This window comes from Klebsiella sp. AqSCr (genome assembly GCF_008452795.1).
Lineage (GTDB): Bacteria > Pseudomonadota > Gammaproteobacteria > Enterobacterales > Enterobacteriaceae > Klebsiella > Klebsiella pneumoniae.
The window spans coordinates 427,222-449,779 of record NZ_MJDM01000005.1; the positions used below are offsets into that span (position 1 = coordinate 427,222).

General features: G+C 56.4%; 22 protein-coding genes. 6 read left to right on the forward strand and 16 right to left on the reverse strand.

What is annotated here, in order from left to right:
* Nucleotides 1–47 precede the first annotated feature (47 nt).
* Nucleotides 48–314: a type II toxin-antitoxin system antitoxin HipB gene (gene hipB, locus BHE81_RS05910; RefSeq protein ID WP_024622638.1), complete on the forward strand. Its 267-nt coding sequence runs from the start codon at nt 48–50 to the stop codon at nt 312–314.
* Nucleotides 314–1,636: a type II toxin-antitoxin system HipA family toxin gene (locus BHE81_RS05915; RefSeq protein ID WP_023342812.1), complete on the forward strand. Its 1,323-nt coding sequence runs from the start codon at nt 314–316 to the stop codon at nt 1,634–1,636. Before hipB ends, BHE81_RS05915 begins: the two co-directional genes overlap by 1 nt.
* A 16-nt stretch (nt 1,637–1,652) precedes the next feature.
* On the opposite strand, the gene BHE81_RS05920 is transcribed toward BHE81_RS05915, so the two are convergent.
* From BHE81_RS05920 to BHE81_RS05945, 5 genes are all read right to left on the reverse strand, one after another.
* Nucleotides 1,653–2,945, reverse strand: coding sequence for a glycoside hydrolase family 10 protein (locus BHE81_RS05920; protein WP_002904794.1), 1,293 nt, complete (start codon nt 2,943–2,945; stop codon nt 1,653–1,655).
* A 141-nt stretch (nt 2,946–3,086) separates the two neighbouring features.
* On the reverse strand, nt 3,087–4,091 hold the full coding sequence (locus BHE81_RS05930; protein ID WP_004224758.1) for a fimbrial protein: 1,005 nt from the start codon (nt 4,089–4,091) through the stop codon (nt 3,087–3,089).
* Complete coding sequence (locus BHE81_RS05935; RefSeq protein ID WP_023342811.1) at nt 4,079–6,580, reverse strand: fimbria/pilus outer membrane usher protein; 2,502 nt, start codon at nt 6,578–6,580, stop codon at nt 4,079–4,081. Before BHE81_RS05935 ends, BHE81_RS05930 begins: the two co-directional genes overlap by 13 nt.
* A 15-nt stretch (nt 6,581–6,595) precedes the next feature.
* Nucleotides 6,596–7,291, reverse strand: coding sequence for a molecular chaperone (locus BHE81_RS05940; protein WP_023342810.1), 696 nt, complete (start codon nt 7,289–7,291; stop codon nt 6,596–6,598).
* A 77-nt stretch (nt 7,292–7,368) separates the two neighbouring features.
* Nucleotides 7,369–7,932: a fimbrial protein gene (locus BHE81_RS05945; protein ID WP_004143457.1), complete on the reverse strand. Its 564-nt coding sequence runs from the start codon at nt 7,930–7,932 to the stop codon at nt 7,369–7,371.
* Between the two features lie 445 nt (nt 7,933–8,377).
* Between BHE81_RS05945 and BHE81_RS05950 the strand changes: the two genes are divergently transcribed.
* A complete protein-coding gene (locus BHE81_RS05950; RefSeq protein ID WP_004176193.1) occupies nt 8,378–8,665 on the forward strand; it encodes a hypothetical protein in 288 nt (95 codons plus the stop codon).
* Nucleotides 8,666–8,892: 227 nt separating this feature from the next.
* On the opposite strand, the gene map is transcribed toward BHE81_RS05950, so the two are convergent.
* From map to BHE81_RS05965, 3 genes are all read right to left on the reverse strand, one after another.
* Complete coding sequence (gene map, locus BHE81_RS05955) at nt 8,893–9,675, reverse strand: type I methionyl aminopeptidase (protein ID WP_020802441.1); 783 nt, start codon at nt 9,673–9,675, stop codon at nt 8,893–8,895.
* On the reverse strand, nt 9,656–9,874 hold the full coding sequence (locus BHE81_RS05960; protein WP_002904808.1) for a ParD-like family protein: 219 nt from the start codon (nt 9,872–9,874) through the stop codon (nt 9,656–9,658). The genes map and BHE81_RS05960 overlap by 20 nt, the downstream gene beginning before the upstream one ends.
* Before the next feature lie 289 nt (nt 9,875–10,163).
* Complete coding sequence (locus BHE81_RS05965) at nt 10,164–10,412, reverse strand: hypothetical protein (protein ID WP_002904810.1); 249 nt, start codon at nt 10,410–10,412, stop codon at nt 10,164–10,166.
* 296 nt (nt 10,413–10,708) lie between these two features.
* Between BHE81_RS05965 and BHE81_RS05970 the strand changes: the two genes are divergently transcribed.
* Nucleotides 10,709–12,364, forward strand: a complete 1,656-nt coding sequence (locus BHE81_RS05970) for a putative bifunctional diguanylate cyclase/phosphodiesterase (RefSeq protein WP_004143447.1) — start codon at nt 10,709–10,711, stop codon at nt 12,362–12,364.
* A gap of 33 nt (nt 12,365–12,397) precedes the next feature.
* Here the strand turns inward: BHE81_RS05970 and iroE are convergent, their stop codons facing one another.
* The 7 genes from iroE to BHE81_RS06000 all read right to left on the reverse strand — a co-directional run bounded on the left by iroE (nt 12,398) and on the right by BHE81_RS06000 (nt 19,838).
* A complete protein-coding gene (gene iroE / locus BHE81_RS05975) occupies nt 12,398–13,333 on the reverse strand; it encodes a siderophore esterase IroE (RefSeq protein ID WP_032428163.1) in 936 nt (311 codons plus the stop codon).
* A 187-nt stretch (nt 13,334–13,520) separates the two neighbouring features.
* Complete coding sequence (locus tag BHE81_RS28095) at nt 13,521–13,661, reverse strand: hypothetical protein (protein ID WP_002904814.1); 141 nt, start codon at nt 13,659–13,661, stop codon at nt 13,521–13,523.
* A gap of 24 nt (nt 13,662–13,685) precedes the next feature.
* Nucleotides 13,686–13,925, reverse strand: coding sequence for a hypothetical protein (locus BHE81_RS05980; protein ID WP_002904816.1), 240 nt, complete (start codon nt 13,923–13,925; stop codon nt 13,686–13,688).
* A gap of 416 nt (nt 13,926–14,341) precedes the next feature.
* Nucleotides 14,342–14,785, reverse strand: a complete 444-nt coding sequence (locus BHE81_RS05985; RefSeq protein ID WP_002904819.1) for a PTS sugar transporter subunit IIA — start codon at nt 14,783–14,785, stop codon at nt 14,342–14,344.
* Complete coding sequence (locus tag BHE81_RS05990; protein ID WP_004143440.1) at nt 14,775–16,220, reverse strand: sugar porter family MFS transporter; 1,446 nt, start codon at nt 16,218–16,220, stop codon at nt 14,775–14,777. Before BHE81_RS05990 ends, BHE81_RS05985 begins: the two co-directional genes overlap by 11 nt.
* Nucleotides 16,221–16,965: 745 nt before the next feature.
* Entirely contained in the window at nt 16,966–18,294 is a 1,329-nt protein-coding gene (locus BHE81_RS05995) for a 6-phospho-alpha-glucosidase (RefSeq protein ID WP_023342807.1), read from the reverse strand.
* Nucleotides 18,295–18,305: 11 nt separating this feature from the next.
* On the reverse strand, nt 18,306–19,838 hold the full coding sequence (locus tag BHE81_RS06000; protein ID WP_023342806.1) for a PTS transporter subunit EIIC: 1,533 nt from the start codon (nt 19,836–19,838) through the stop codon (nt 18,306–18,308).
* Between the two features lie 267 nt (nt 19,839–20,105).
* On the opposite strand from BHE81_RS06000, the gene BHE81_RS06005 reads away from it, so the two are divergent.
* Nucleotides 20,106–20,804 carry a GntR family transcriptional regulator gene (locus tag BHE81_RS06005; protein WP_023342805.1) on the forward strand — a complete coding sequence of 233 codons (699 nt, stop codon included), beginning with the start codon at nt 20,106–20,108 and terminating at the stop codon, nt 20,802–20,804.
* A 5-nt stretch (nt 20,805–20,809) separates the two neighbouring features.
* Here the strand turns inward: BHE81_RS06005 and BHE81_RS06010 are convergent, their stop codons facing one another.
* Nucleotides 20,810–21,553 carry a sulfite exporter TauE/SafE family protein gene (locus tag BHE81_RS06010; protein WP_023342804.1) on the reverse strand — a complete coding sequence of 248 codons (744 nt, stop codon included), beginning with the start codon at nt 21,551–21,553 and terminating at the stop codon, nt 20,810–20,812.
* Nucleotides 21,554–21,664: 111 nt separating this feature from the next.
* Here BHE81_RS06010 and BHE81_RS06015 point away from each other — a divergent pair, with 111 nt between their 5' ends.
* Entirely contained in the window at nt 21,665–22,549 is an 885-nt protein-coding gene (locus BHE81_RS06015; RefSeq protein WP_021440123.1) for a LysR family transcriptional regulator, read from the forward strand.
* The last annotated feature ends 9 nt before the right edge of the window (nt 22,550–22,558 follow it).

The window sequence follows — 22,558 nt, forward strand, 5'->3', positions numbered from 1 at the left end:
CCAAGTTTATCCCGACAGGGGGATAAATGATGGTGAGGAACAAGGCGATGAATTCCCCGCAGATATACAGTCCCGTGCAGCTGGCCAATTACATGAAGCTGCTGCGCCAGCAGAACCACTGGACCCAGGATGCGCTGGCCAGGCGGATCGGCATTAAGCAGGCCACGCTGTCCAATTTTGAAAATCACCCCGACAAAACCACCTTAACCACGCTGTTTAAGATCCTCCAGTCGCTGGGGGTGGTGATGACGCTGAACGCCAAAGCTGCTGAGACGGCGCCGGCTCCCGATAACAACACGGACCTTGACTGGTAATGGCGACGCTTACCACCTGGATGAACAATGTGCGCGTGGGAACCTTAACCCGCCAGGCTAACGGGGCGCACAGTTTTCGCTATGAGGAAGAGTGGCTGCGCAGCCCGCGCGCCAGACCGCTCTCCCTCTCACTGCCGCTGCAGTATGGCAATATCACTGCCGACGCGGTGTATCACTATTTTGATAACCTGCTGCCCGACAGCCCGCAGGTCCGCGACCGGATCGTCAGGCGCTATCAGGCGCGCTCGAAGCAGCCGTTCGATCTGCTGGCCGAAGTCGGGCGGGATAGCGTAGGGGCGGTGACCCTCCTGCCGCCGGGGGAAGAGGCGCACCTGGAAGGATTACGCTGGCAGACGCTGGACGAGGCGCAGCTCACCGCTTTGCTGACCGCTTACCAGTCGGATATCCCCCTCGGGATGATTACCAGCCAGGACGATTTCCGTATCTCGGTGGCCGGCGCCCAGGAGAAAACGGCGCTGCTGCGGATGGGCGAGCAGTGGTGTATTCCGCAGGGCGCCACGCCGACCACGCATATCATTAAGCTGCCCATCGGCGAGATCAAGCAGCCCAATGCGACGCTGGATCTGCGTGAAAGCGTGGATAATGAGTATCTGTGCCTGGCGCTGGCCAGAGAACTGGGCCTGGCGGTGCCGGAAGCGGAGATCATCACCACCCCGCGGATCCGCGCCCTGGCGGTAACCCGCTTCGACCGGCGCTGGGCGCAGGAGGGACGGGTGCTGCTGCGTCTGCCGCAGGAGGATCTGTGTCAGGCTTTTGGTCTTCCTTCAGCGATGAAATATGAGTCTGACGGCGGGCCGGGTATCGCCGCGATCATGACCTTTCTGCTGGGCTCGAGTGAAGCGCTGAAAGATCGCTATGACTTTATGAAGTTCATGGTCTTCCAGTGGCTGACGGGGGCGACGGACGGTCACGCAAAAAACTTCTCAATTTACCTGTTGCCCGGCGGCAGCTACCGCTTAACACCGTTCTACGACATTATTTCGGCGTTTCCGGTGCTGGGCGGCACGGGACTGCATCTGCGCGATCTGAAGCTGTCGATGGGGCTCAATGCCACAAAAGGGCGTAAAACAGAGGTTAACGCCATCTATCCGCGTCATTTTCTGGCGACGGCCAAAGCGGTGAACTTTCCCCGGGAGCAGATGCTGGCTATCCTCCAGGAGTTTGCCGGGCATGTGCCGCAGGCAATCGAAAGCGCTCGCCGGACGCTGCCGGCGGACTTTTCCAGCCACGTCTGGCAGGCCATTACAGAGAACATGCTGAAGCTGCACGCCCGCCTGCAGCAAGGGCTGCAGGCGCTATAGCAGAGCCGGCTGGCGGCTAGCTCTGCGGCTGCCCCCAGCGGCTGCGCAAATAGTTAACCGCCTGCCGGGTTTGCGGCTGATTGAGGTTGTTTTCGCGGAACAGGATGGTGCCCTGGATCTGCGGCAGAGTCTCATTGAGATCGAGCTGCTTTTTCAGCTCCGGCACGCCGCCGTCCACCGTCCAGTCAGGCTCATTTTTGGACGGTTCACCCACCTTGTACAGCGCCACGCCGATATACAGCCGGGTATGCGTCGGTTTAACCACCTCGGCCCACCAGTTGGCCAGCACATCATAGCGCGCGGCATCGCGGGCAAACGGCCAGTAGATCTGCGGCGCGATGTAGTCGAGCAGTCCCTGCTGCACCCAGCTGCGGGTATCGGCATAGGACTCATCATAGGCGGCCGCGCCACGGGTATCCGACCCCGCCGGATCGTGGGAGCGGTTGCGCCACACCCCCGCCGGGCTCACGCCAAACTCGACGTTCGGATTGAGCTTTTTGATAGTAGTGGAAACCTGGGCTATCAGCTGCTGGGTGTTATGCCGCCGCCAGTCGCCCTTCGAGGCATAGCCCTGCCCGTAACGGCGGAAAGTCTCGTTGTCGTTAAGAGGGGAAGAGGCGGTTTCGGTATAGAAATAGTCGTCGAACTGCACGCCGTCAATCGGGTAGTTCTGCACCACTTCAGCGACGATGCTGGTGATCCAGTCACGCGCTTCGGGAATGCCCGGGTCGAGAACAAAGCGATCGCTGGCGGTGCGGATCCAGTTACGGTGCAGGACGAACACGCTGGCCGGTACCTGGGTGAGGGTGTTGTTCAGCTCGGCAATCGTCGACGGTTTGGTGTTGACCGAGACGCGGTAGGGGTTAAACCACGCGTGAACCTTCATGCCGCGCTTGTGCGCTTCATCCAGCATAAACTGCAGCGGATCGTAGCCAGGGTATTCGCCGATTTTGCCGGTCAGCATATCGGACCACGGCAGAATATCCGACCGCCAGAGCGCCGTACCGTCCGGTTTCACCTGGAAAAAGACGGTGTTGATCCCCAGGCGCTGCAGGTTATCGAGTTTAGCGATCAGCGCCAGCTTCTGCTGCGTGATGCGGCTCTCCGGCGTGCTGGCGATAATCGACCCGACCGGCGGCCAGTCAAGGCGCGAAACGGTGGTGAGCCACACGCCGCGCACCGGCTCCCGGTGCGCCTGCCCGGCTTTGACGGCGGCAGCGTTCGGCGGCGTGACAAGGGATTTAGGGGCTTTACTGGTGCAGCTGAACAGCATGCCAGCGGCGATGAGCGCCGCGCCTGCCAGCGCCACTTTGCTGGCTAAGGGGAATCGACGAGAATGGCTGATGATGAACTCCCGTGTACTCAGATCGTCGCGTGTAGGCGCTATTCTCTTACGATTCGCCGGTCAGAGCAATTCCTTCATCCTCTTCATCCGTCGGTTCGCCATCGCCTAGTCATAATGCAAGGTATAGGTCGCGACGGCCGACACCTGACCGGCGGTGATCCGGGAACGTGTCTGGTAGTAGCGGGCAGTGAGCGGCAGGGTAAACCGGCCCGCGCTCGCGCTGCCCAGCGTCATCTCATGATTCAGTACGACCGGCTGACGATGGTAAAGCAACTGCACGCCAATACCCTGCGCCCGATCGTCGGTGGCGTCATTGCGCAGAACGCCATGCCCCCGGGCGGTGAGGGGCTCCGCGCCGTCAACTCGCAGGGAAACCGTGACCGCGCTATTGCAATCCAGCTGCAGCGCGAAAGGGGTGTCGCCGGTGGTTTTGCCGACGCCGCCGAAGTGGTCAAGCATCGCCGCAGGGAGCTTGATCAGGGCTGGCGTGGCGTCATTCACTGAACATCCCGCGGTGCTGATCCTGCCGGTTAAGTCTAACGCGGCCAGCGGGGTATGCTCCGCCATTAAAAAGCGCTCGCTGTGATACTCAAGCTCGCCCGGCGTCGCCGCGGGACCGGTTTTAATGAGCTCAATCGTCAGGCGGAAATAGCCCAGTTTCCACACCGCATCGGGCAAGGCGGCGGGATTGTCCACCCGTTGGCTAAACGGCGAGGGCGTCGGCCGGTCAGGAAAGCCGCCATAGCCGCCGATAGCGCGCAGCGATACGCGAACGCCAATGCCGGCGAGGTTAGTTTGATAAACCGTCGGTCGCGTCACTCCCCCGGACAGCAGACTGTCCAGCAGCAGCGGTGACAGCCCGTGCGGATCGTCCGCGCAGCGGATCCACTGTTCGCCGCCGTCGCTAAGGCGGTTCCAGGCGAAACTTTTATGATACAGCGGGGTGCCGGGTCTGGCGTCAGCCGGAACCGTGAGCTGCCCCACGTTCAGCCGAAGGGTGGAGGCCTGGCCGCGGACAAACACTGGCGTACAGGCCCATCCGCTGGCGGCCGGTAACAGAATAAATAACAGCGTCATGGCGACCCGACGCAGGAGAGTTAAAAAGGACATGATAACGTCTGCTGTAAAATGAGTGGATGGGGGGTCTGCGCCAGCGTCGGGGTGAGATCGTAGCGGGCGCTACAGCGCTGCTGAGGGCCCGGCCCCCATTGCGCATACAGGGTGCCTTTTGGCGCCAGGCCGGCCAGGTACACCTGACCCTCGCTGGCAACGATGCTGCTGGTGTCTTTGACGCGTACTTCGCTGCCAAAGGGCAGCGGTTGTCCCCGCGACTGCAGCGTAAACAGCGCCTTATAGCCAACGTGGGTGTGAAAGCGCGCCAGAACCACCGCGTCTTTGGTAGGGACCAGCGTCACGGTGCTGTTGGCCAGATCCACATTCTCCGGCAGCGAATGGCTGTCGAGAGAGACGTCGTTGCGGTGATAGGCGGTGGCGAAGGGCAGCACGGCGTACCCGTCACCATTGGTGGCGATGGTTTTCTGGTTGGCGAGGGTCACACCCCCGGCGCCACCGGCGTCAATCAGGACGACAGCGCCATTCATTTCCGGCGTAAAGACTACCCCGTGGCGGTGAATCAGAATGCCCCCGCTGGCGCCGTAGTTCAGACGAGCGGCCTGCGAATCGTGGCTGTAGCCGAGATTCAGATCGCCCCTTCCACTGCTGTACCCGGCCGTCAGGCTGCCGCTGGACCCGTTTTGCCGATCGCGGGTTTGGCTGACGGCGTAGCTAAGCGCGTGATTGTCCAGCAATGTGCCGTTGAGGCTGACCATCTGACTGCCAACGCTGTGGCGGGAGGAGGTCAGGGTATAGCCGGCATAGCTCCCCGGCAGCAGGTGGCTCAACGGCACGGAAAGTGACAACGTCACCACTTTGTCGGAATGCGGCTCGTCATCCTCCTTGTCACCGTGGCTGCTGCGGGAGTCGCTGTAGCTGAGCGACCACGCGATACCGTGAACCTGGCTGCTGATCCCCATATTGGCGGTACGCTGTGTGGCGCCCCCTGACCAGTAGCTGTCCTGGTCGAGACTCACATAGAGGGTGATATCGTACGGCAGGCTCTGGCTGGCGGTGATTTCCAGGGTTGCTTTTTTGTTGTCGCTATCCTGCAGGTCGTCGTCGCTACCCGGGCTGGAAAACGCCTCGCTCAGCGTGGCATAGCGCTGATGCGAATAACGCCAGCCGGTGAAAGTCAACTGCGTGCCGAGACGATCAAAACCTTTGCTGTACTGGAGCTGCCAGGCCCGGCCATCGATCGGATCCTGCTGGTGCCGGTCGCGGGCGTTTAACAGCTGCAGCGAGAGCGCCCCGGCATCACCCAGCCCCTGTCCCGCGCCGAGCGAGAGGTTATGGTATTGCGCCGCGCTCTGCAGTCCGCCAAACAGCGTCAGATTGTGGGCGAACCCGCGCATCAGCGACAGCTGCATCATCAACGGCCGCTGGCTGGCATCGTCGCTATGGTAGCGCCCGGCGACCAGGTTGTATTTCAGGCTGCCTTCGCGCTGCATGCTGGTCACCGAAGCATACGGCTGGGTGAAGCGGCGGATTTCGCCATCCGACTCTTTGACGGCAACCTCAAGATTGCCGCTGCTGGCGGTGGGATAAAGATCGTCAATCACGAACGCGCCGGGGGTGACGTAGGTTTGATACAGCACGTAGCCATTTTGCCTAACCGTGACCTGGGCGTTGGTTCTGGCAATCCCGCGGATGGTCGGGGCAAAACCTTTCTGCGAGTCCGGGAGCATCGCATCGCTGGAGGCGAGGGATATTCCCTGAAACTGTACCGCGTCAAACACATCGCCCGACGTGAAGGTATCTCCGAGGGTCAGTTCACTCTGCCAGCGCGTCAGGTCGCGCTCAAGCCAGGCGCCGCTGGTCGTCCACTGGGGCTTATCATCGCTGTTGGCGGTCAGGCTATTGCTGGCGCGCAGGCGCCAGGCGCCGACGTTCACGCCGCTTTTCAACATCAGATAGTTATCGCGCTCGGTGCTGCCCTCGCGGGTACGCTGGCTGGCGCCTGAATAACGATAGTTACTCTGAAAGGCGCTAATACCTTCGTCCCACAGCGCAGAGGGAACATTATCCCTCGCCCGGTGCGTCATCAGCGCCTGAGGAATGGTCATTACCAGCCGCTGATGAGCAAAATCGAAATTGACCGTGCTGCCCGGCAGCAGTGCGTTGAGTTTGGGACATGAGCGGGACGTTGCGCCGGGCGCCTGGGACAGCACGGCCGGGTTAACTCCGGCCTGCAGCAGATCTTCCGGCTTAAGGCAGGGCGTGAGCTGTCCGCGATCGTTCTGGCGAAACGTGACGGTCTTACGGGCGTCCAGCGTGACGCCGTTGACCTGCCAGCTCACCGGATAGGCGCCTGGCGGCTGGCCCGCCTGCTGATTGAAGCGTTGCAGATCCACTGCCGGCAAATGGTCGTTTTTCTCCAGCAGATCCATATTAAAGGTCGCCTGGGCGTGCAAGAGCGCGCTCTGTCCGCCCAGCAGGATGGAGAGGCTGACGATGGTAACGGTATGAGCCGGGCCGTGGCGCATCGCGACATCAGACGCTTAGTGCGCCGAAACCGGGGCGCTAAACGTCTGCACAGCGCCAAAGTCATCCAGAATGCGCCAGCTCACCTCGCGGGCGCAGGCCTCGCCGGGGAGGGCATACTCTTCACGGCTGTGAGGAGCAATCACGCTGCGCTCAAGCGGCGTTTTCTGGTTCTGGCCCGTGCAGCTGAGCGTGGTGATAGTCACATAATAGGGGGAGCCATTCTCCGCCTGCAGATGGTTGCCGCTGACCCGCCAGCGCAGGTGCTGCGCCGCGTCGAGCGCCGAGCCAGGGAGCCCTGCCGGGCGATAAATGAGCTTCAGTTGATTCTTAATAGCAAATTGCAGAATGTTCTCGCCAGCCGGCGCGGTATTGGCAGGAATCACTTTGATATTCAGGGTGAACAAACTTTCCCGATCGTTTGGCAGTTGCGCCGAGGTTAATAACACGCGCAGATCGTTGCTGTCTCCGGCATCCAGACGGAACAATGGCGGGGTGACGATAAACGGTGATTTATTATTATCAGCCAGATCGTCTACCCAGCTCTGAATAAGCACCGGATCGTGAGGATTGGTGTTTTTTACCGTGATGTCAGCCTCATGGCTTTGTTCATTATAAATGACACGTGTGCCGGCAATGGCAACCCCGGCGGCAGACGCCAGGAACGGGCAAAAGAGAAGGCTCAGGATAAAAGCCGCTTCATAACACTGCATAATTGAGGATCCGGTCACGAGGAATGAGAATAAGGGCAGGGGGACGCTGCCCTTGGAAAAGTGGCAATCAGGACATTCTATTCGTACACAATATCAATATTGGCCGTGGCATTAATATTGCCGGCGGTGACATCCTGTGAGGAATCGCTCTTCAGATCGGCAATAAAGTTAAATGCAATATCACCGTTTTCGTCGGCTTGCGAAACCGCCGTTTTGCTCTGCTTGTCAAAGGTCAGCTGAGTGCCTTCCGTTGAGCCGTCAGGGGAAGAGAAGACTTCAATGCCCACCCCTTTGGCGGTATCCGCGGCGTCAGAGAGCGCCAGCACGGCGGCGCTGGTGCCGTTAGCGTTGGTGTCCGGAGTACCTTCCAGGCTGATACTGATGTTCTGCGCCAGTGGGCAACCGGTGAGGTTGATAGTGAACGGCGTTTCTGCGGTTTTCGCTTCATGGGATTTCAGCGCCGACATATCGACGTTGCCAAAATCGACATTAACATCGCCACCGTTATTGGCGATCTGGCAGGACTCGTTAATAATTTTACCGGTGAAATTCAGTGTACCCGCCGCGCGGGCGGTGGTCACAGTAGCCAGACTTAAGGCCAGCAGTGAACCAACAACCAGCAGGGTGCCTTTTTCTTTCATACTCAAACCTTATTAAATAATCACAAGTTAACAAAAGCGTTTAACATTTTTAAAGCATGTTTTTTATTTCTGTTCACAAAAAAACGGTAAGCATCGCTAATGTATATTACCGTCGGGGGCGGGATTATACGGAGAACATCGTAAAGGCCCATTGATAAGATGTGTTAAGCTGTAACATTATTTATTTTTTGGTGTAAGTATAATCTCATTAAATATTGAAAAGAGTCCCATACGTATAATGCATTATTTCCGGGAGATAACTGTTCTGAGCAAATTTTACGAAAAAGTTGCTGTTATTCCCGGCAGTTGACCGGGTGGCCCGGGATAATCATTTACGCTGCCGCTATTTTGCAGTAGCGTGGAGTGACGGCAGGAAGCCGCAGGTTGTAGGGCACAGAAACGATGCTGTGCCGCGCAGTGTCACCCGTTATCAAGGAAGATTGCTATGTCTCCATTCCGTCTCGCTCTGCTATGTCTGTGCCTGGCGCCGCTGGCGTCGTCTGCTGCGCTTTCCGGCCAGGTTCATTTTTCAGGACGGGTCATCAATCCGGCCTGTGTTATCGCCCCCCGGCACGATCGTATCGATGTCTCGTGCCAGCACCATTCACCGGAACAGGTCGCCTTGACAAACAACCGTCCTCGCTACGCCATGCCGGACAATCGTGGTGAGGTCAGTATTCACTGGCGAAATGCGCAGCATAGTGAAGCGGATGTCATTATTCGCTATCGCTAAGGCGGGATAAAGGCAATGAAGAGTAAGCTGATGCAAGGAGGTAAAGGATAAACCGTTGTGCGGTTTATGCGCGCATCAGCCATAACCAGCGGGCAGACGCGCGCGCAGAAAATCATTCATGAAAACAATTATTGCCGCCGCCCGGCGGCAGAATCAGGTGTCGTCTGGCGCCCAAGCGAGCTCCGGGATCGGAAAGCGGCCCACCGTCATAGAGAAAGGGAAGCAACTCAGCGGATCCGCGACTGTTCATCGTCGCGTAACGTCAGCACCTCAAAACCGTTGGCGGTAACGGCCACGGTGTGCTCCCATTGCGCGGAGAGTTTTTTATCGCGGGTAACCACCGTCCAGCCATCTTTTTTGGTTTTGATACGGCTGTCGCCCTGGTTGACCATCGGCTCAATGGTGAACACCATGCCTTCCTGCAGCACGGCGCCTTCTCCGGGGCGGCCGTAATGCAGCACCTGCGGTTCCTCATGCATTTCCTGACCGACGCCGTGACCGCAATATTCTCTGACCACGCTATAGCCATGTTCCTCCACCCAGCGCTGAATAGCGTGGCCAATATCGCCCAGCGTCGCGCCAGGCTTCACCACCTCAATGCCTTTCCACATCGCTTCATAGGTAGTCTTTACCAGCCGGCGGGCCAGCGGGGAGACATCGCCTATCAGGTACATCTTACTGGAGTCGGCAATCATGCCCGCTTTCTCGAGGGTGATATCGACGTTAACAATCATCCCGGCGCGCAGATGTTCGGTCGCTTTGGGGATCCCGTGGCACACCACATCGTTAATGGAAGTGTTCAACACATAGGGAAAATCGTATTGCCCCTTGCTGGCCGGGCGGGCGTGCAGCTGGTTGACGATAAAATCTTCCACTCGATCGTTAATCGCCATCGTCGTTACGCCGGGAACGATAAAAGTATCCAGCATATCAAACACTGACGCCAGCAGCTGGCCGGCATGGCGCTGCCGGGCGAGTTCGTCGGCGGTTTTAATGATTATTGATGGCATTGATCACCTCCAGCAGACGGTCAGAGCCGGATTTCAGCATCAGCAGTTTGATCTGCTGGTGGTTAAGCTCAGGGTAGAGTTCGCTCATCATGCCCAGACGGATCCAGTATTCCGCCTGGGCATTGACGGAGCGGGACATGGCTTTGCTGGCATCACGAATATCATCGTGCAGCAGATCGGAGATTTTGACGATTCCCATAGATATATACCGTAACGATTCGTATATACATCGTATACAATCCAGCGCGGGATGTCCTTGGCATTTTGTGGCGTAGATGGCGAGCACCATGCAAAAAAGCCCGACCAGCGGGCTTATATTCAGCATTTTTTCGGGTTAAAAATTCGCGCTGTGCACCATGGCGAAAATTACCCATTAGATTATCGGTATGCAGAAAGAAAATAACATGATGGCGACGCATCAATATATTTTATGCAGGTGTTAATTTTGCGTATTAATATTCTCCCGTCAGGCCGGGAATCCGAAGGATTTACAGCGCGTCAGTGAGTTTATCCACCACCACTTTACCCGCATTATCGAACTGCGTAATGCGGAAACTGTCGCTCCAGGAGCGGCGGGTGGTGAAGCGGTCAAACAGGGATACCCGGCCTTTGCGCTGGCCATCTTTACTTAAAATAACCCATTCGGTCACCGAAGAATAATGCTGGCTATTGTCATGCCGACTCTGTTGTTCAACAAGCTGGTCTTCTTTTTCCACTTTTAAATAATCACGCAACATATTTAACCTCCATAGAAAGTATTATTAACATTACTCCTTTTATTTATTCTTTCAATCAAACTTTTTAATCAATAAAAGTAACTATTAGTGGGCGACCTAAGTGCAAAAATCGCGGGGAATATCACTCCTTCGGACGGCCTGGTCCACTACTCTTAACGAGAGCGTCCGCGGCGCCTACTGCGGTGTCCGGGTCAGAAAGAGGCCAACAAAAGGCTATCTCCTTGTATTCTTAATAGGCGTAATTCTGCTATATCTAATGCGTTTTGCCACGATCAAGCCACAGAGAGCGCTGTACCATGAGTAACGATCACCTGACGGATATTGCCTATCGCCACTTTATTGAAAGCGTTAAAGATTATGCCATCTATATGCTGAGCGCCGACGGCACGGTCATTAGCTGGAATGAGGGCGCCCGCCGGGCAAAAGGGTACCTGAGCGATGAGATCATCGGTCGCTACTTCGGTCTCTTCTATAGCGAAGCTGAGCAACTCTCCGGTGTACCCGCAAAAAACCTGGAAATCGCCCTGCGTAGCGGGCAGTTTGAAGGGGAAGGCTGGCGGTATCGCAAAGACGGGTCCCGATTCTGGGCGCATGTCATGATCGATACCATCCGCGATGAGCAGAACACCCTGCTGGGTTTTGCCAAAATTACCCGCGACATTAGTGAACAGAAGGCGATTAACGACCGCATCGCCTGGATGGCGCGCTACGATGCGTTAACCGGTTTACCCAATCGGGTGGAGTTTTTTGAACGGGTGGAGAAGCTGATCACTGGAAATGATGCCCGCCGCTTTGCCATTTTCACGATCGATTTAGACAAATTTAAAGAGATTAACGATCTGCAGGGCCATCTGATTGGTGACCAGCTGCTGCAGCGCGTTGCGGGCGCCGTGCTCAAAACGCTGCAGAAGGAGGAGATGGTCGCCCGCTTCGGCGGCGATGAGTTTGTGGCCGTTAAACCTTTTTCCGATGAGGGGGAAGTGGATGCCTTTGCTGCGCGCCTGTGGCACTGCTTCAGCGGTAAGCAGACGTTTGCCGCGACGGAAGTGGTTCTCTCCGCCAGCATTGGCATCTCAGTCTACCCGGAGGACGGCACGGATATTAATACGATACTGAGCAATTCCGATCTGGCTATGTATCGGGCAAAAAGCAGCCTCGACCATAAGATTTGCTGGTATGAACGTGAAATGGATGACAAGACGCGGCAGCGCAATATGATGGCCGCCGATATCCGGCGCGGTATTCACGCCGGGGAGTTTTCGCTCCACTATCAGGCTATCCGCAACATCAAAGATCGTAGCATCACCGGTTACGAGGCGCTGCTGCGCTGGCAGCATCCGCAGCTGGGGACGATCCCGCCGGACGTGTTTATTCCCATCGCCGAAGAGAGCGGCGCTATCGTGCCCTTAGGTTACTGGGTGCTCGAGCAGGTGTGTAACGAATCGCTGGAAAATGGTTTGAACAGAAAAGTTTCGGTCAATATCTCTCCGGTGCAGTTGCGCCATCGTAGCTTTATCGAAAAAGTCCGCGAGATCCTGATGCGTACCGCCTACCCGGTCAGTCTGCTGGAGTTTGAGGTCACCGAAACGGCGTTTGTGATCAATAAACAGCTGGCGTTCAGCGTTCTGCATCATCTGCAAAAAATGGGGATCAGTATTGCGCTGGATGACTTTGGCACCGGTTACTCCTCCCTGAGCATGCTGCGCGATTTTCATTTCGACGTCATCAAACTCGACCGCAGCTTTATGACAGATGTGGAGAGCAACCCTCAGGTACGCTCATTCGTGCGAGCCATTATTTCGCTGGGCAATTCGATCAATACGCCGCTTATCGCCGAGGGGGTGGAAACGGCTGGACAACTGCAGATCCTCGAAGAGGAGGGATGTGACGAGATGCAGGGATTTCTGTTCGGCGAGCCGGTCGATATCAAACACCTGCCCGACCGGCGCTGATGCGCCCATCCTCCGCTGGTGGGCGTAAGGGCGTTATTGATGCGCAAGCGCTGCCTGCCCGGAAAGATGCAGCAGCGCCGAGCGCAGCGAGACCTCGAACATCTGACCGTGCGTCAGGCCGGGGTAGCGCCAGAAGGCTACGGTCAACCCTTTACTGGCAAGCTGCTGTTGGGTTTGACGCAACACCTCAAGCGAGGCCTCGTGCCCGGACGGCTCTCCACGGGCTTTACCGTCACCCTCGAGTAGGTACAGCGATTTCCCGCGAAAGCGGACGGCATCAAGACTTTGGCTTGCCTGCAAAGGCGATTGCAGGGCCTGACCTAGCGACGGGCTGGCGGAATAGTAGATCCCGAACGGCGAAGCCTTCCTCCACGCGTCGAGCACAAACAATCCGCCGTAGGAGTGGCCCCAGATAGCGCGCTGGTGGGGATCTATTTTCAGGTTAGCTTCCGTCTGGGGAACCATCGTTTCGGTCAGCAGCTGGCGAAAAGCATCATTGCCGCCGGTTTTACGCGGCGGTAGCGCGGGTTTCCCGGCGCGAGGCTCATGCGTCTTTAGCGGTGGGGTGTAATCCCAGGCGCGGGCTGCGGTATCAAAGGGCAGCGCGGTCTGGTAGCCGATAGCGACGATCACCGGCGGGGAGCCGGCGAAGAGCTGCTGCAGAAACGCGTCGTCGAGTTTATCCATCACCGCGTTGCCATCCAACATATACAGTACCGGATAGCCGGCGGCGGGCGGGGCTTTGTCCGGCACTGCGGTCCATACCCGGTAGTGACGTTCGCCATCGGCAGAGTCATACTGGCGTTGCGTAAAGTGGTAAAACGCCGACCCTTTATCCGCAATGTTCGGCCCCAGCGGCTGAAGATCCGGCCGGGCAATACTGCCGCTGCTGTAGAAGAGTGCGCCAATCGCCAGCGTCAGCAGCCCGCTCGTACGACCTGTTGTGATGCTCCTTGAACTCAACTTCACCTCGTCTGTCCCCCTGTTTTGTTGCTTCTGGCGTTATTGTTGGGCTGACACGTTAGCACAGCTTTTATGATAATGGTTCTCATTTCTTTTTCTGGCGTTGCCACAAACTGTATGCTGGGGGAACGGGTGGCGGGATAAACGGAGATGACGAAGAGAAGGCCCCCTGTAGGCGGTCATAAAAGAAAATTCAGGAACGATCGTGAAGGTGACTCAACAGTTTTTTGACCAGCGGAGTGAGCGCAATAAACAGCAGCGCAATAATTACGATCAGCAAGAGCGTCAGCCCTTTATGGTGGCTGATAAGCACCAACAGCATCGCCAGCGTCATGGTATGATCCTTTAATAAATGGCGTTAACCACCGCCAAGGTGAATAAAATTCAACAGAATGGTCATGACCACCCAGGCCAGCAGCAGATAGCGTCGTTTATCGCGTCGAGCTTCCAGCGCAGCAAAATAGTTAGCGCTGTACCAGGTCGATATGATAATAGCCAGCGTGATGATGACCTGCCAGATCGCCTCGCTGAAACCGGTGACGCTGCTTATGCCACGAAAGCAGAGGACAATCGCAATACCGTTAAACGCATTACACATCAGCCATCCCCACAGACTTGCGGGTCGGCTAAATAAATAGCCCAATCGTAAAACCAATGTCGTATTCACCCTGCTAAAATAATCGCGCTGTAAAATGCATTTTAACGATCGAACAGGTATTGATATAAATCAAAACTAATGGAATACCGCAGGAATCACTGGCGTACGGTGCTAACAGCGCGAGCAATAAACCTGAGGGTCAGTAGCCCTGGAGAATATTTAACTCATTGTTTTAATGGTTTTTTAGTTATGAGATGCCTGCGCTAATGCGCGTACTTCAAGCAAGTAGCAATACGTTGGTTTCTCTGGTTATTATTACCATTGAGGTTATAACGGGGAGAATCAGATTATTCGCCATGTTTGCTGGGCGAGGGGTGAAAATCCGACCGGGGCCAGAGCTCCGGTCGGTGTCATACTTAATGGGGCAAGGCGTTATGCTGCAGAATTTTCAGGAAATCATGTTTGTCGGAGATTAATGACAGTGCGTTAGCGATCAGCTCATCGCTAAATATCGAGGCAATTTCCTTGAGTACGTCAATATGCTCTTTCTCTTTCGCGATCACGCCGATGGCAATAAACATTACATTGCTCCGATCCCAGATTACGCCATCAGGAAACTGATAGATCTCAATCCCGGTTTTAAGGATGATATCCGTCGCGGATTTCGGCAAATGCGGCAGGGTGATGCCATTGCCTAAAAAGGTCGAGACCTGATGTTCACGCTCCAGCAGAAAGTGGACACATTCCTGATTGACATAGCCTTTGGCTTTAAACTCCGCGCCGATCATGGCGATGACTTCCGCTTTATTACTGGCTTTGCAGCCAATATGCAGATTATCCAGCGTGATGTTATCGATCATAACCAACCTCCCTGGTGAGACGAGTGGATTTTTTATCTTCATGGTTTGCTGACAGCTCTGCTTCTAACTGCTCAAGCGATTTATTGGAGGTCTCGGGCAGGGCAAAGACCACGAAAAGAATGGCTAAATAGTTAATGGCGGCGAAGATAAAGAAGACTGGCCCAAGGCCCAGTTTTGCCTGCAGTAGCGGGAACAGATAGCTGACCACCGCGTTCATGATCCACATGAAAAATACCGAGATCCCCATCGACAGTCCGCGGAATTTCAGCGGGAACAGTTCGGCTAATACCACCCAGGTAATAAAGCCCATGGAGCCCTGCATCACGCCGACGAACAGCGCGCCCAGCAGCCAGATGGCGGTAGCTTTCAGGTCACCCACCAGGGTGTAATCGACAGCGGCGATAATCAGATGCAGGGTTGCCATAATGGCGAAACCGTAGATGATGATTGTCTTACGTTTGAAGCGGTCGACAAGGAACAGTACCCCGATCAGCATACCGCCCACGGAGAAAACACCGTTCAGCACGTTGCAGATCAGCGAAGTACGCTCTGAGAAACCGGCGGCACTCAGGATTTCCGTACCGTAATACATAATGACGTTAACGCCGGTGGTTTGCTGCAGTGCGGCCCAGGTAATGCCGACCAGCAAAATTTTGAGGATCCAGGGTGTTTTGACAATCGTCGCAAAGGTGCTCTGGGCGCTGTACTTATTACCAGCTTCAATTTTGATCAGGGTAGAGATGTCATCGTACTCCTTCTGCGCGCGTTCCGCCGGGCGGATTTGTTTGAGGATATGCAGCGCTTCATCATGACGATTTTTGCTGATCAGCCAGCGCGGGCTTTCCGGCGCGCGCCACATGCCAACGAACAGGCAGATGGCCGGAATCGCTTGTACCAGCAGCATATAGCGCCAGACGTCCGGCAGATGGCCCCAGATGATGCCAATGATCGCGTTGATGGCAAACGCCGCCAGCTGGCCAATGACGATGGCGACTTCATTCAGGCCGGTCAGCTTGCCGCGCATCTCGGTAGGCGCCACTTCTGAAATAAAAGTGGGGGCGGTGACCGAAGCGCCGCCGACGGCATAGCCCAGCAGGGCGCGGGCAATCAGCAGGGTAGTGATATCGGGGGCCGCGGCGGAAAGCAACGCGCCGATGAGAAAAACAAAGGAGAGAAAGAGTAAATATTTACGCCGGCCGAAGTAATCGGCAAATTTGCCGCCAAACACGCTGCCCAGCGCGGCGCCGACCAGCAGAACGCTCATTACCAGCCCTTCGGTGGTTGGGGTCAGCGCCATGTACTGCTTCAGTGAGGAAAAGGCGCCGTTGATAACGCCGGTGTCGTAACCGAAAAGCAGGCCGCCGAAGGTGGCCACTAAGGTGATCTGATGAAGTCGTTTTCTCTGTTGCTGGTTCAGGTTTGTTATAAATGACATGGTAGTCCCTTTATTTTGTTGAACGACACAAGATAAAAATACATCTCCCCAGTCAGGATTTATCACGCCTGTGTTGTCGTATCTAACTGAATTAAATGATTTTCTTCTTTGTGTAATTGCTCAGCACAAGGCAGGGTACGCTAAGCAATGGCGGTCAAAGAGGTTTACGGCTTGGTGTTGACATGGATGTAGTCGATATCCGTTCTCCTTTGCGGGTTAGCGGTCTTTAGTGCGTCAGTCGCGACGACATTTGCCGATGAACAGCGCTCTGGTGTGGCACGTTGCTGTCGCTCCGGCGATTTACCGTGGTAAGAATATGGCACAAAGAAATGGAATGAACATGCAACAAGATCACATTATGAAAATTTAATTTCAAATCAGTGTTGCAGAATGGTAAATGCATGAAGCCAATCACAAAGGCTAAAGGGAGTATATCCCCATGAAAAGCAGTTTAAATTTACAGTGAGGTAATAACGATGTTGTTTTCAGTGGGTTAATGTAAATCGAAGAATACTACGCAGATCACATTTTTACGCCATAATATTGAAGAATAGAATTTATATTTCATTGTCACGATCGGGGCAAAATGAAGATAGAGGCCTTTTACCTCCGGTCTGAAGGGGGAAATGAGCGATTCGCTTTGCCCACGGGGGAGGAGGTTAAGGATGAATGCATCACCGGGGGAAACACCGGGTAAAAATGCAGAGAAGGTGGATTCTCTGCATCTTACCCATCACGAAAAAGATCAGTGCAGTGCGGGCCAGTAGCCTTCGTTGGCGACGATCAGTTCATCGAGGATAGCTTTCGCCACCGAAGCGCTGGGCACCGTTTTCGACAGGGCGATGGCCTGCCACAGTTTCTGGTAACTGCCCTCAATCCAGGCGTCAACCACCAGTTTCTCAACTGCCACCTGCTGCTCCATCAACCCTTTCTGGAATGACGGGATTTTCCCCATCGCCAGCGGTTCCGGACCATTAACGCCCACCAGGCAGGGGACTTCCACCATCGCCGTCTCATCGAAGTTGGCGATGGATCCGTTGTTCTCGACGATCAACAGCATCCGCTCCTGGGTGTTAAAGGCGATGGCGCAGGCGAGGTCGACGATAAAGGTGGCATGGGCCCCGGCATGGAAATGCGCGCCTTCCGCCGTGCCGCGACGGGTGATCTCCCGGGCCATATCAAAGACCTCTTTTTCGCGTCCGGCCATCACCTCGTTGGCCCGCGTAAACTCCGGGTCGGAATGCGCCACTTCATAGTCCGGGTAGAGATAGTATTTCAGATAGGTGTTAGGCAGCGTCTTCGGATCGAGGGCAAACACATCCTTCACCTTTTTAAAGGTCTCGATCCAACTCGGCGCCTTATGCTGAAAGTCTTCTTTTGGGCTGCAGTATCCCTGCTCCGCCACGTGACGCTTCAGCGCCGGCATCAAATCGTTACCGGCTTTATCGGTGATGCTGGTCCACCAGCCGAAGTGGTTCAGGCCATAGTAACGAACGTTCAGCGCTTTGCGCGACGGCAGGCCGAGGATGTCGGCGAACAGACCCTCGATAGCCACCGGCATATCGCAGATGTTGATGATGCGCGCGTCGGGCCGCAGGCGACGGGTCGCTTCCGCGACGATAGCCGCCGGGTTGGAGTAGTTGAGCATCCAGGCCCCTGGTGCGTACTGCTGCATATAATCGACCAGCTCCAGCACCCCGGCAATCGAGCGCATACCGTAGGCAATCCCACCCGGACCACAGGTCTCCTGGCCCGGCACGCCATATTTCAGCGGGATCTTTTCATCCTTTTCCCGCATCTCATACAGGCCAACGCGAATATGCGCCATCACGAAATCGACGTCGGTAAAGGCCGCCTGCGGATCGGTGGTATAGCTGAACTTCACCTGTGGGAAGCGTTCAGCCACCAGGATGGCGCAGGCGTCGCCGATAGTCTTCTGACGCTGGTGATGGTTGTCATACAGACGGATCTCCCGCAGGGGAAAGCGCGACATATTTTCCAGTAACATCATCACAATCCCAGGGGTATAAGTACTGCCGCCGCCGGCAATGGTGACCACAAAATTATCTTTCATTTACCACCTCGTTATTCAATAACACCCAGACTGGCGTTGACCGCCGTTCGAATTTTGTTAACTCCCAGGCCATAGATAACCTGGACATGGTTTCCTTTAATCAGCACGCTGCTCCCGCCGCTCTCTTTCAACAGCGTCTGCTGGATAAGGGCGGGGTCCCGCACATCAACCCGCAGACGGGTAAAACAGTTGCCCACCGCACAGACATTCTCTTTCCCTCCCAGCCCGGCAATCACCAGCGCGCCTTTATCCGGATACTCGCTATTAGCCTGTTGCGAATGCTCATCTTCGGCTGCGGTTTCTCGGCCCGGGGTGAGCAGCCGCAGACGGGTAATACAGAAGGTGCCGACCAGGTACATGGTCGCGGTTTCCAGCAGACCGAGGGCGACAAACACCGGCCAGCGCGTCGCGCTGACTCCCGCCGGGAGGTTATAGACGACGAAATCGATGAGACCGTTAGTGGCGCAGACCCTGACGTGAAGCAGCCAGGCCAGCATCTGGAAAAAACCGTCCAGCAGGGAGTAGATAAGCCACAGCAATGGGGCGGTGAAGATAAAGAGAAACTCAAAAGGTTCGGTGATCCCCACCAGGACGGAGGTAACAATCAAGGGGATCAGCGTGACTTTCAACCGCTGCTTATTCTCCGGTTTCGCCGTACGGTAGAAGGCGAGCGCCATGCCGGCGGTGCCAAAAATCTTCACCATCCCATAGGTGAGGAAACGGGCGGAATCACTGAGCGCGTCAACGGGGTGGCGGGCGATTTCGGCCAGGAAAATAGGCTTAGCGCCAATGACGGTCTGACCATCGATCAGCAGCTGACCGCCGATAGAGGTAAAAACGAACGGCGACCAGATCAGATGATGCAGCCCGGTGGGGATCAGGAACCGGTTGAGAAAGCCGTACAGGAAGACCCCGATGGCGCCAAAGGATTTCATAAAGCCGGTCAGCGCCGAAATGCCCAGCTCCACTACCGGCCAGAGATAGACGGTGGCGATGGCGAACATGCCAACCAGCGGCAGCATCACGATCAGCACCAGCTTACTGTTGCCGTAGATCGACAGCGCGCCGCGAAACTCAATCCCAATCACGCGATTATGGACAAAGGCGACAGCGCAGCCAAGGATAATCCCAAGGAATACGCCCATATCGATAACCTGAAAACCGAAGATAAAGGTTTGTCCGCTGCCGTACAGTTGCGCGTTGGTGGCTCCGGTCGCCAGGCGATGGGTGAGGGTTAGCCAGCTATTATTCGCCGCCAGGTACATCAGCCAGGTCATGGCCGCCACGAAGGCCGCTTCGGCCTTGCGGGTTTTCGCCAGACCGCTGGCCAGCCCAAGGCAGAACAGAAACCCAAGATGGTTCATCAGCGCCCAGAGCATACTGGAGACAAATTTCCCCATCAGGTAGAGCCCGCTGCTTTCATCCACCCACAGCCGGTTGGTCGTCATGCTGAACAGGGCGATCAACAGGCCGATAGCTGGCAGATACAGCACCGGCCCGATCATCGCCTTGGAAAAGTCCTGAAGCTTTTTCACTCCAATCATGGTTGTCCTCTCGTCTTTGCAGACCGCTGTCATCACCTGATGAATAGGCTTATCAGACTAGGAGCAGACCACCGGGAACCCGAGCAGGAAAAGGGCCATCTGTGACGAAAATCATATATATTATTGCTGGACAGATATATAAATATGGCGTGATTTATAGATGTGTCATTGTTGATTTTTTCGCTGCAAGATAAAAATAATCATCTAATTACATGAAGTTATTCATGGTTACCGTTGACTGGCGCCACTCCATCGAGACATCTAAAAGTGATTTATAAAAAGATTGCCACTGAACTGCGGACCCGCATCAACAGCGACGACTATGCCGTCGGCGATATGCTGCCCAGCGAAAAAGCGCTCGCCGCGGAGCTGAAGGTCTCGGTGATGACGCTGCGCAAAGCGCTGGCGCTACTGGAGGAAGAAAAGCTGATCGCGCGGCGGCACGGCAGCGGAACCTGCATTGTGCGTAAAAGTAACTATCATGGCGGGGAACTGGAGGGCTTTAACTACCAGATGCAGGTGGTGGGCGTCACCAACTACCGTAACAAAGTTATTGAATTTACGCTGCTTGATGCCCCGCCAGCCATTGCCCAGCAGTTAAAGATCCAGCCGGGGGAGAAAGTGTATTACGTCAGACGGCTGCGGCTGATCGATGAGGTCCCAATCCTGGTGGAAAACAGCTATATCCCCTTCGCCACCTTCCCCTGGCTCAGCGTGGGTAACCTCGAGCAGTCTAAGTTCAACTATTTCAAAAAAGAGTGCCATATCACCATCATCGAGAGCCACCGCAGCTATACCCCGGTGCTGGCGACCCGTGAGCAGGCGGAGCTGCTGCAGGTGGCGCCAAACAGCCTCCTGCTGCGGGTGCAGTCGCTCAGCTACGCCCAGAACCGGGCGATCGTCGATTTCTCAGAGATCTACCAGAACACCAGTAAGTACAATGTGAAGCACATTACCCGCCGCTAGAGGATTCAGACCAGCCATCCCCGGGCGATCAGCTCTATCCCCAGCGCCAGCAGGAACAACAGAAAGCCCTGACGAAAGCGCTGCGGGCTGAGACGCGAGCGGATCCGCTGTCCCAGCCACATGCCGAGCAGCGCCGGCAACAGCGCCAGCGCCGACAATAGCCATGCATCATCATGCCAGCCATCGTGCAGGGCGAGGCCAGCCGCCAACGCCAGAGTGGAAAGGGTGAACGACAACCCCAGGGCCTGCACCAGCTCGTCGCGACGAAAGCCCAGCGCCTGTAGCCAGGGAACGGCCGGAATAACAAATACCCCGGTCGCCCCGGTGATAACGCCGGTCAGCCCGCCCATGAGCGGCGACAGCCACTTCTCCACGCGGCCGGAAACCTGAAACACCGGACTGCAGAGCGCATACCCGGCATAGACTATCAATGCGGCGCCAAGCGCCAGCGCCGACCACCGAGGATTGAGGCCGATCAGCAGTGAGGATCCGGCCAACGTGCCAATAATAATCCCGGTCATCATAAGCCAGAGACGGCGTACAATCTGCGCCAGCGCCGGGCCTGCCAGTAACTGCCAGAGATTGGTGAGCAGCGAGGGAAGGACCAGCAGCGGCGCTGCGGCCTGCGGCGGCATCAGCAGGCCAAGCAGGCCCATCGCCACGGTGGGCAATCCCATGCCGGTCACCCCTTTGACCAGCCCGGCGGCAATAAAGATCAACAGGAAAGAGATCGTGTGTAAATCGAACATTATGGCTCACTTTTCAGGGTAGAAAGGGGCATTGAAACAGCTGGTCGTGAGGGCCACAATGCGGTATGTTGGCCATAGACTACGGAAAAACCGAAGGGAAAGGAGGGCCTGATGCGACTGGATCTGGCCGATCTGCGGCTATTTATCGCCATCGTGGATACCGGTAGTATCACCGGCGGAGCGGCGAATGCCCATCTGGCCCTGGCGTCCGCCAGTGAGAGGCTGCGCAAGATGGAGGCCGAGATCGGCGTGCCGCTGTTGCACCGTCATGCCCGCGGGGTGACGATGACAGAGGCCGGGGAGGTACTGGCGCGCCATGCCCGCCCGCTTCTTGCGCAGCAGCAGCGTCTGCGCCAGGCGATGCACGCCTTCGCCTGCGGTCAGCGGGGGACGCTGCGCCTGTTCGCCAACACCTCGGCGATGTCGGCCTTTCTGCCGGGGAAGCTTGCCGCCTGGATGGCAGCGCACCCTGCGGTGCAGATCGAAACCGAAGAACGCACCAGCGCGGATATCGTCAGCTGTATCCTGGCGGGCGTGGCGCAGGCCGGAGTGGTGTCCGATGCGGTCGACGCCGGGCCGCTGCGCCTCGATCCCGTCGCTGACGACCCGCTGGTGCTGATCGTGCCGCCAGCTCGCCCTCTGGCCGAAAAACAGGAAGTGGCGTTTGCGGCGGTGCTCAACGAGCCGTTGGTCGCCCTCTATCAGACCAGTGCGCTACAGCAGCATATCGAACAGCACGCAGCTGAACTCGGCCAGGCGCTAAACGTTCGGGTCAGGATGAGCCATTTTGCAGGGCTTTGCGAGATGGTGGCGCACGGCGCCGGCGGGGCGATCCTGCCGCGCGTTATTGCCGAGCGTTACCGGCAGCGCTATTCGTTTGCCGTCATCGGGTTACAGGACCGCTGGGCGCAGCGCCGTTTGTGCCTGTGCTATCAGGATGACGCCAGCCTGTCGCCAGCGATGCGCCGCTTACTGGAATGGCTTCGTCAGCCTTGAGAACATCAG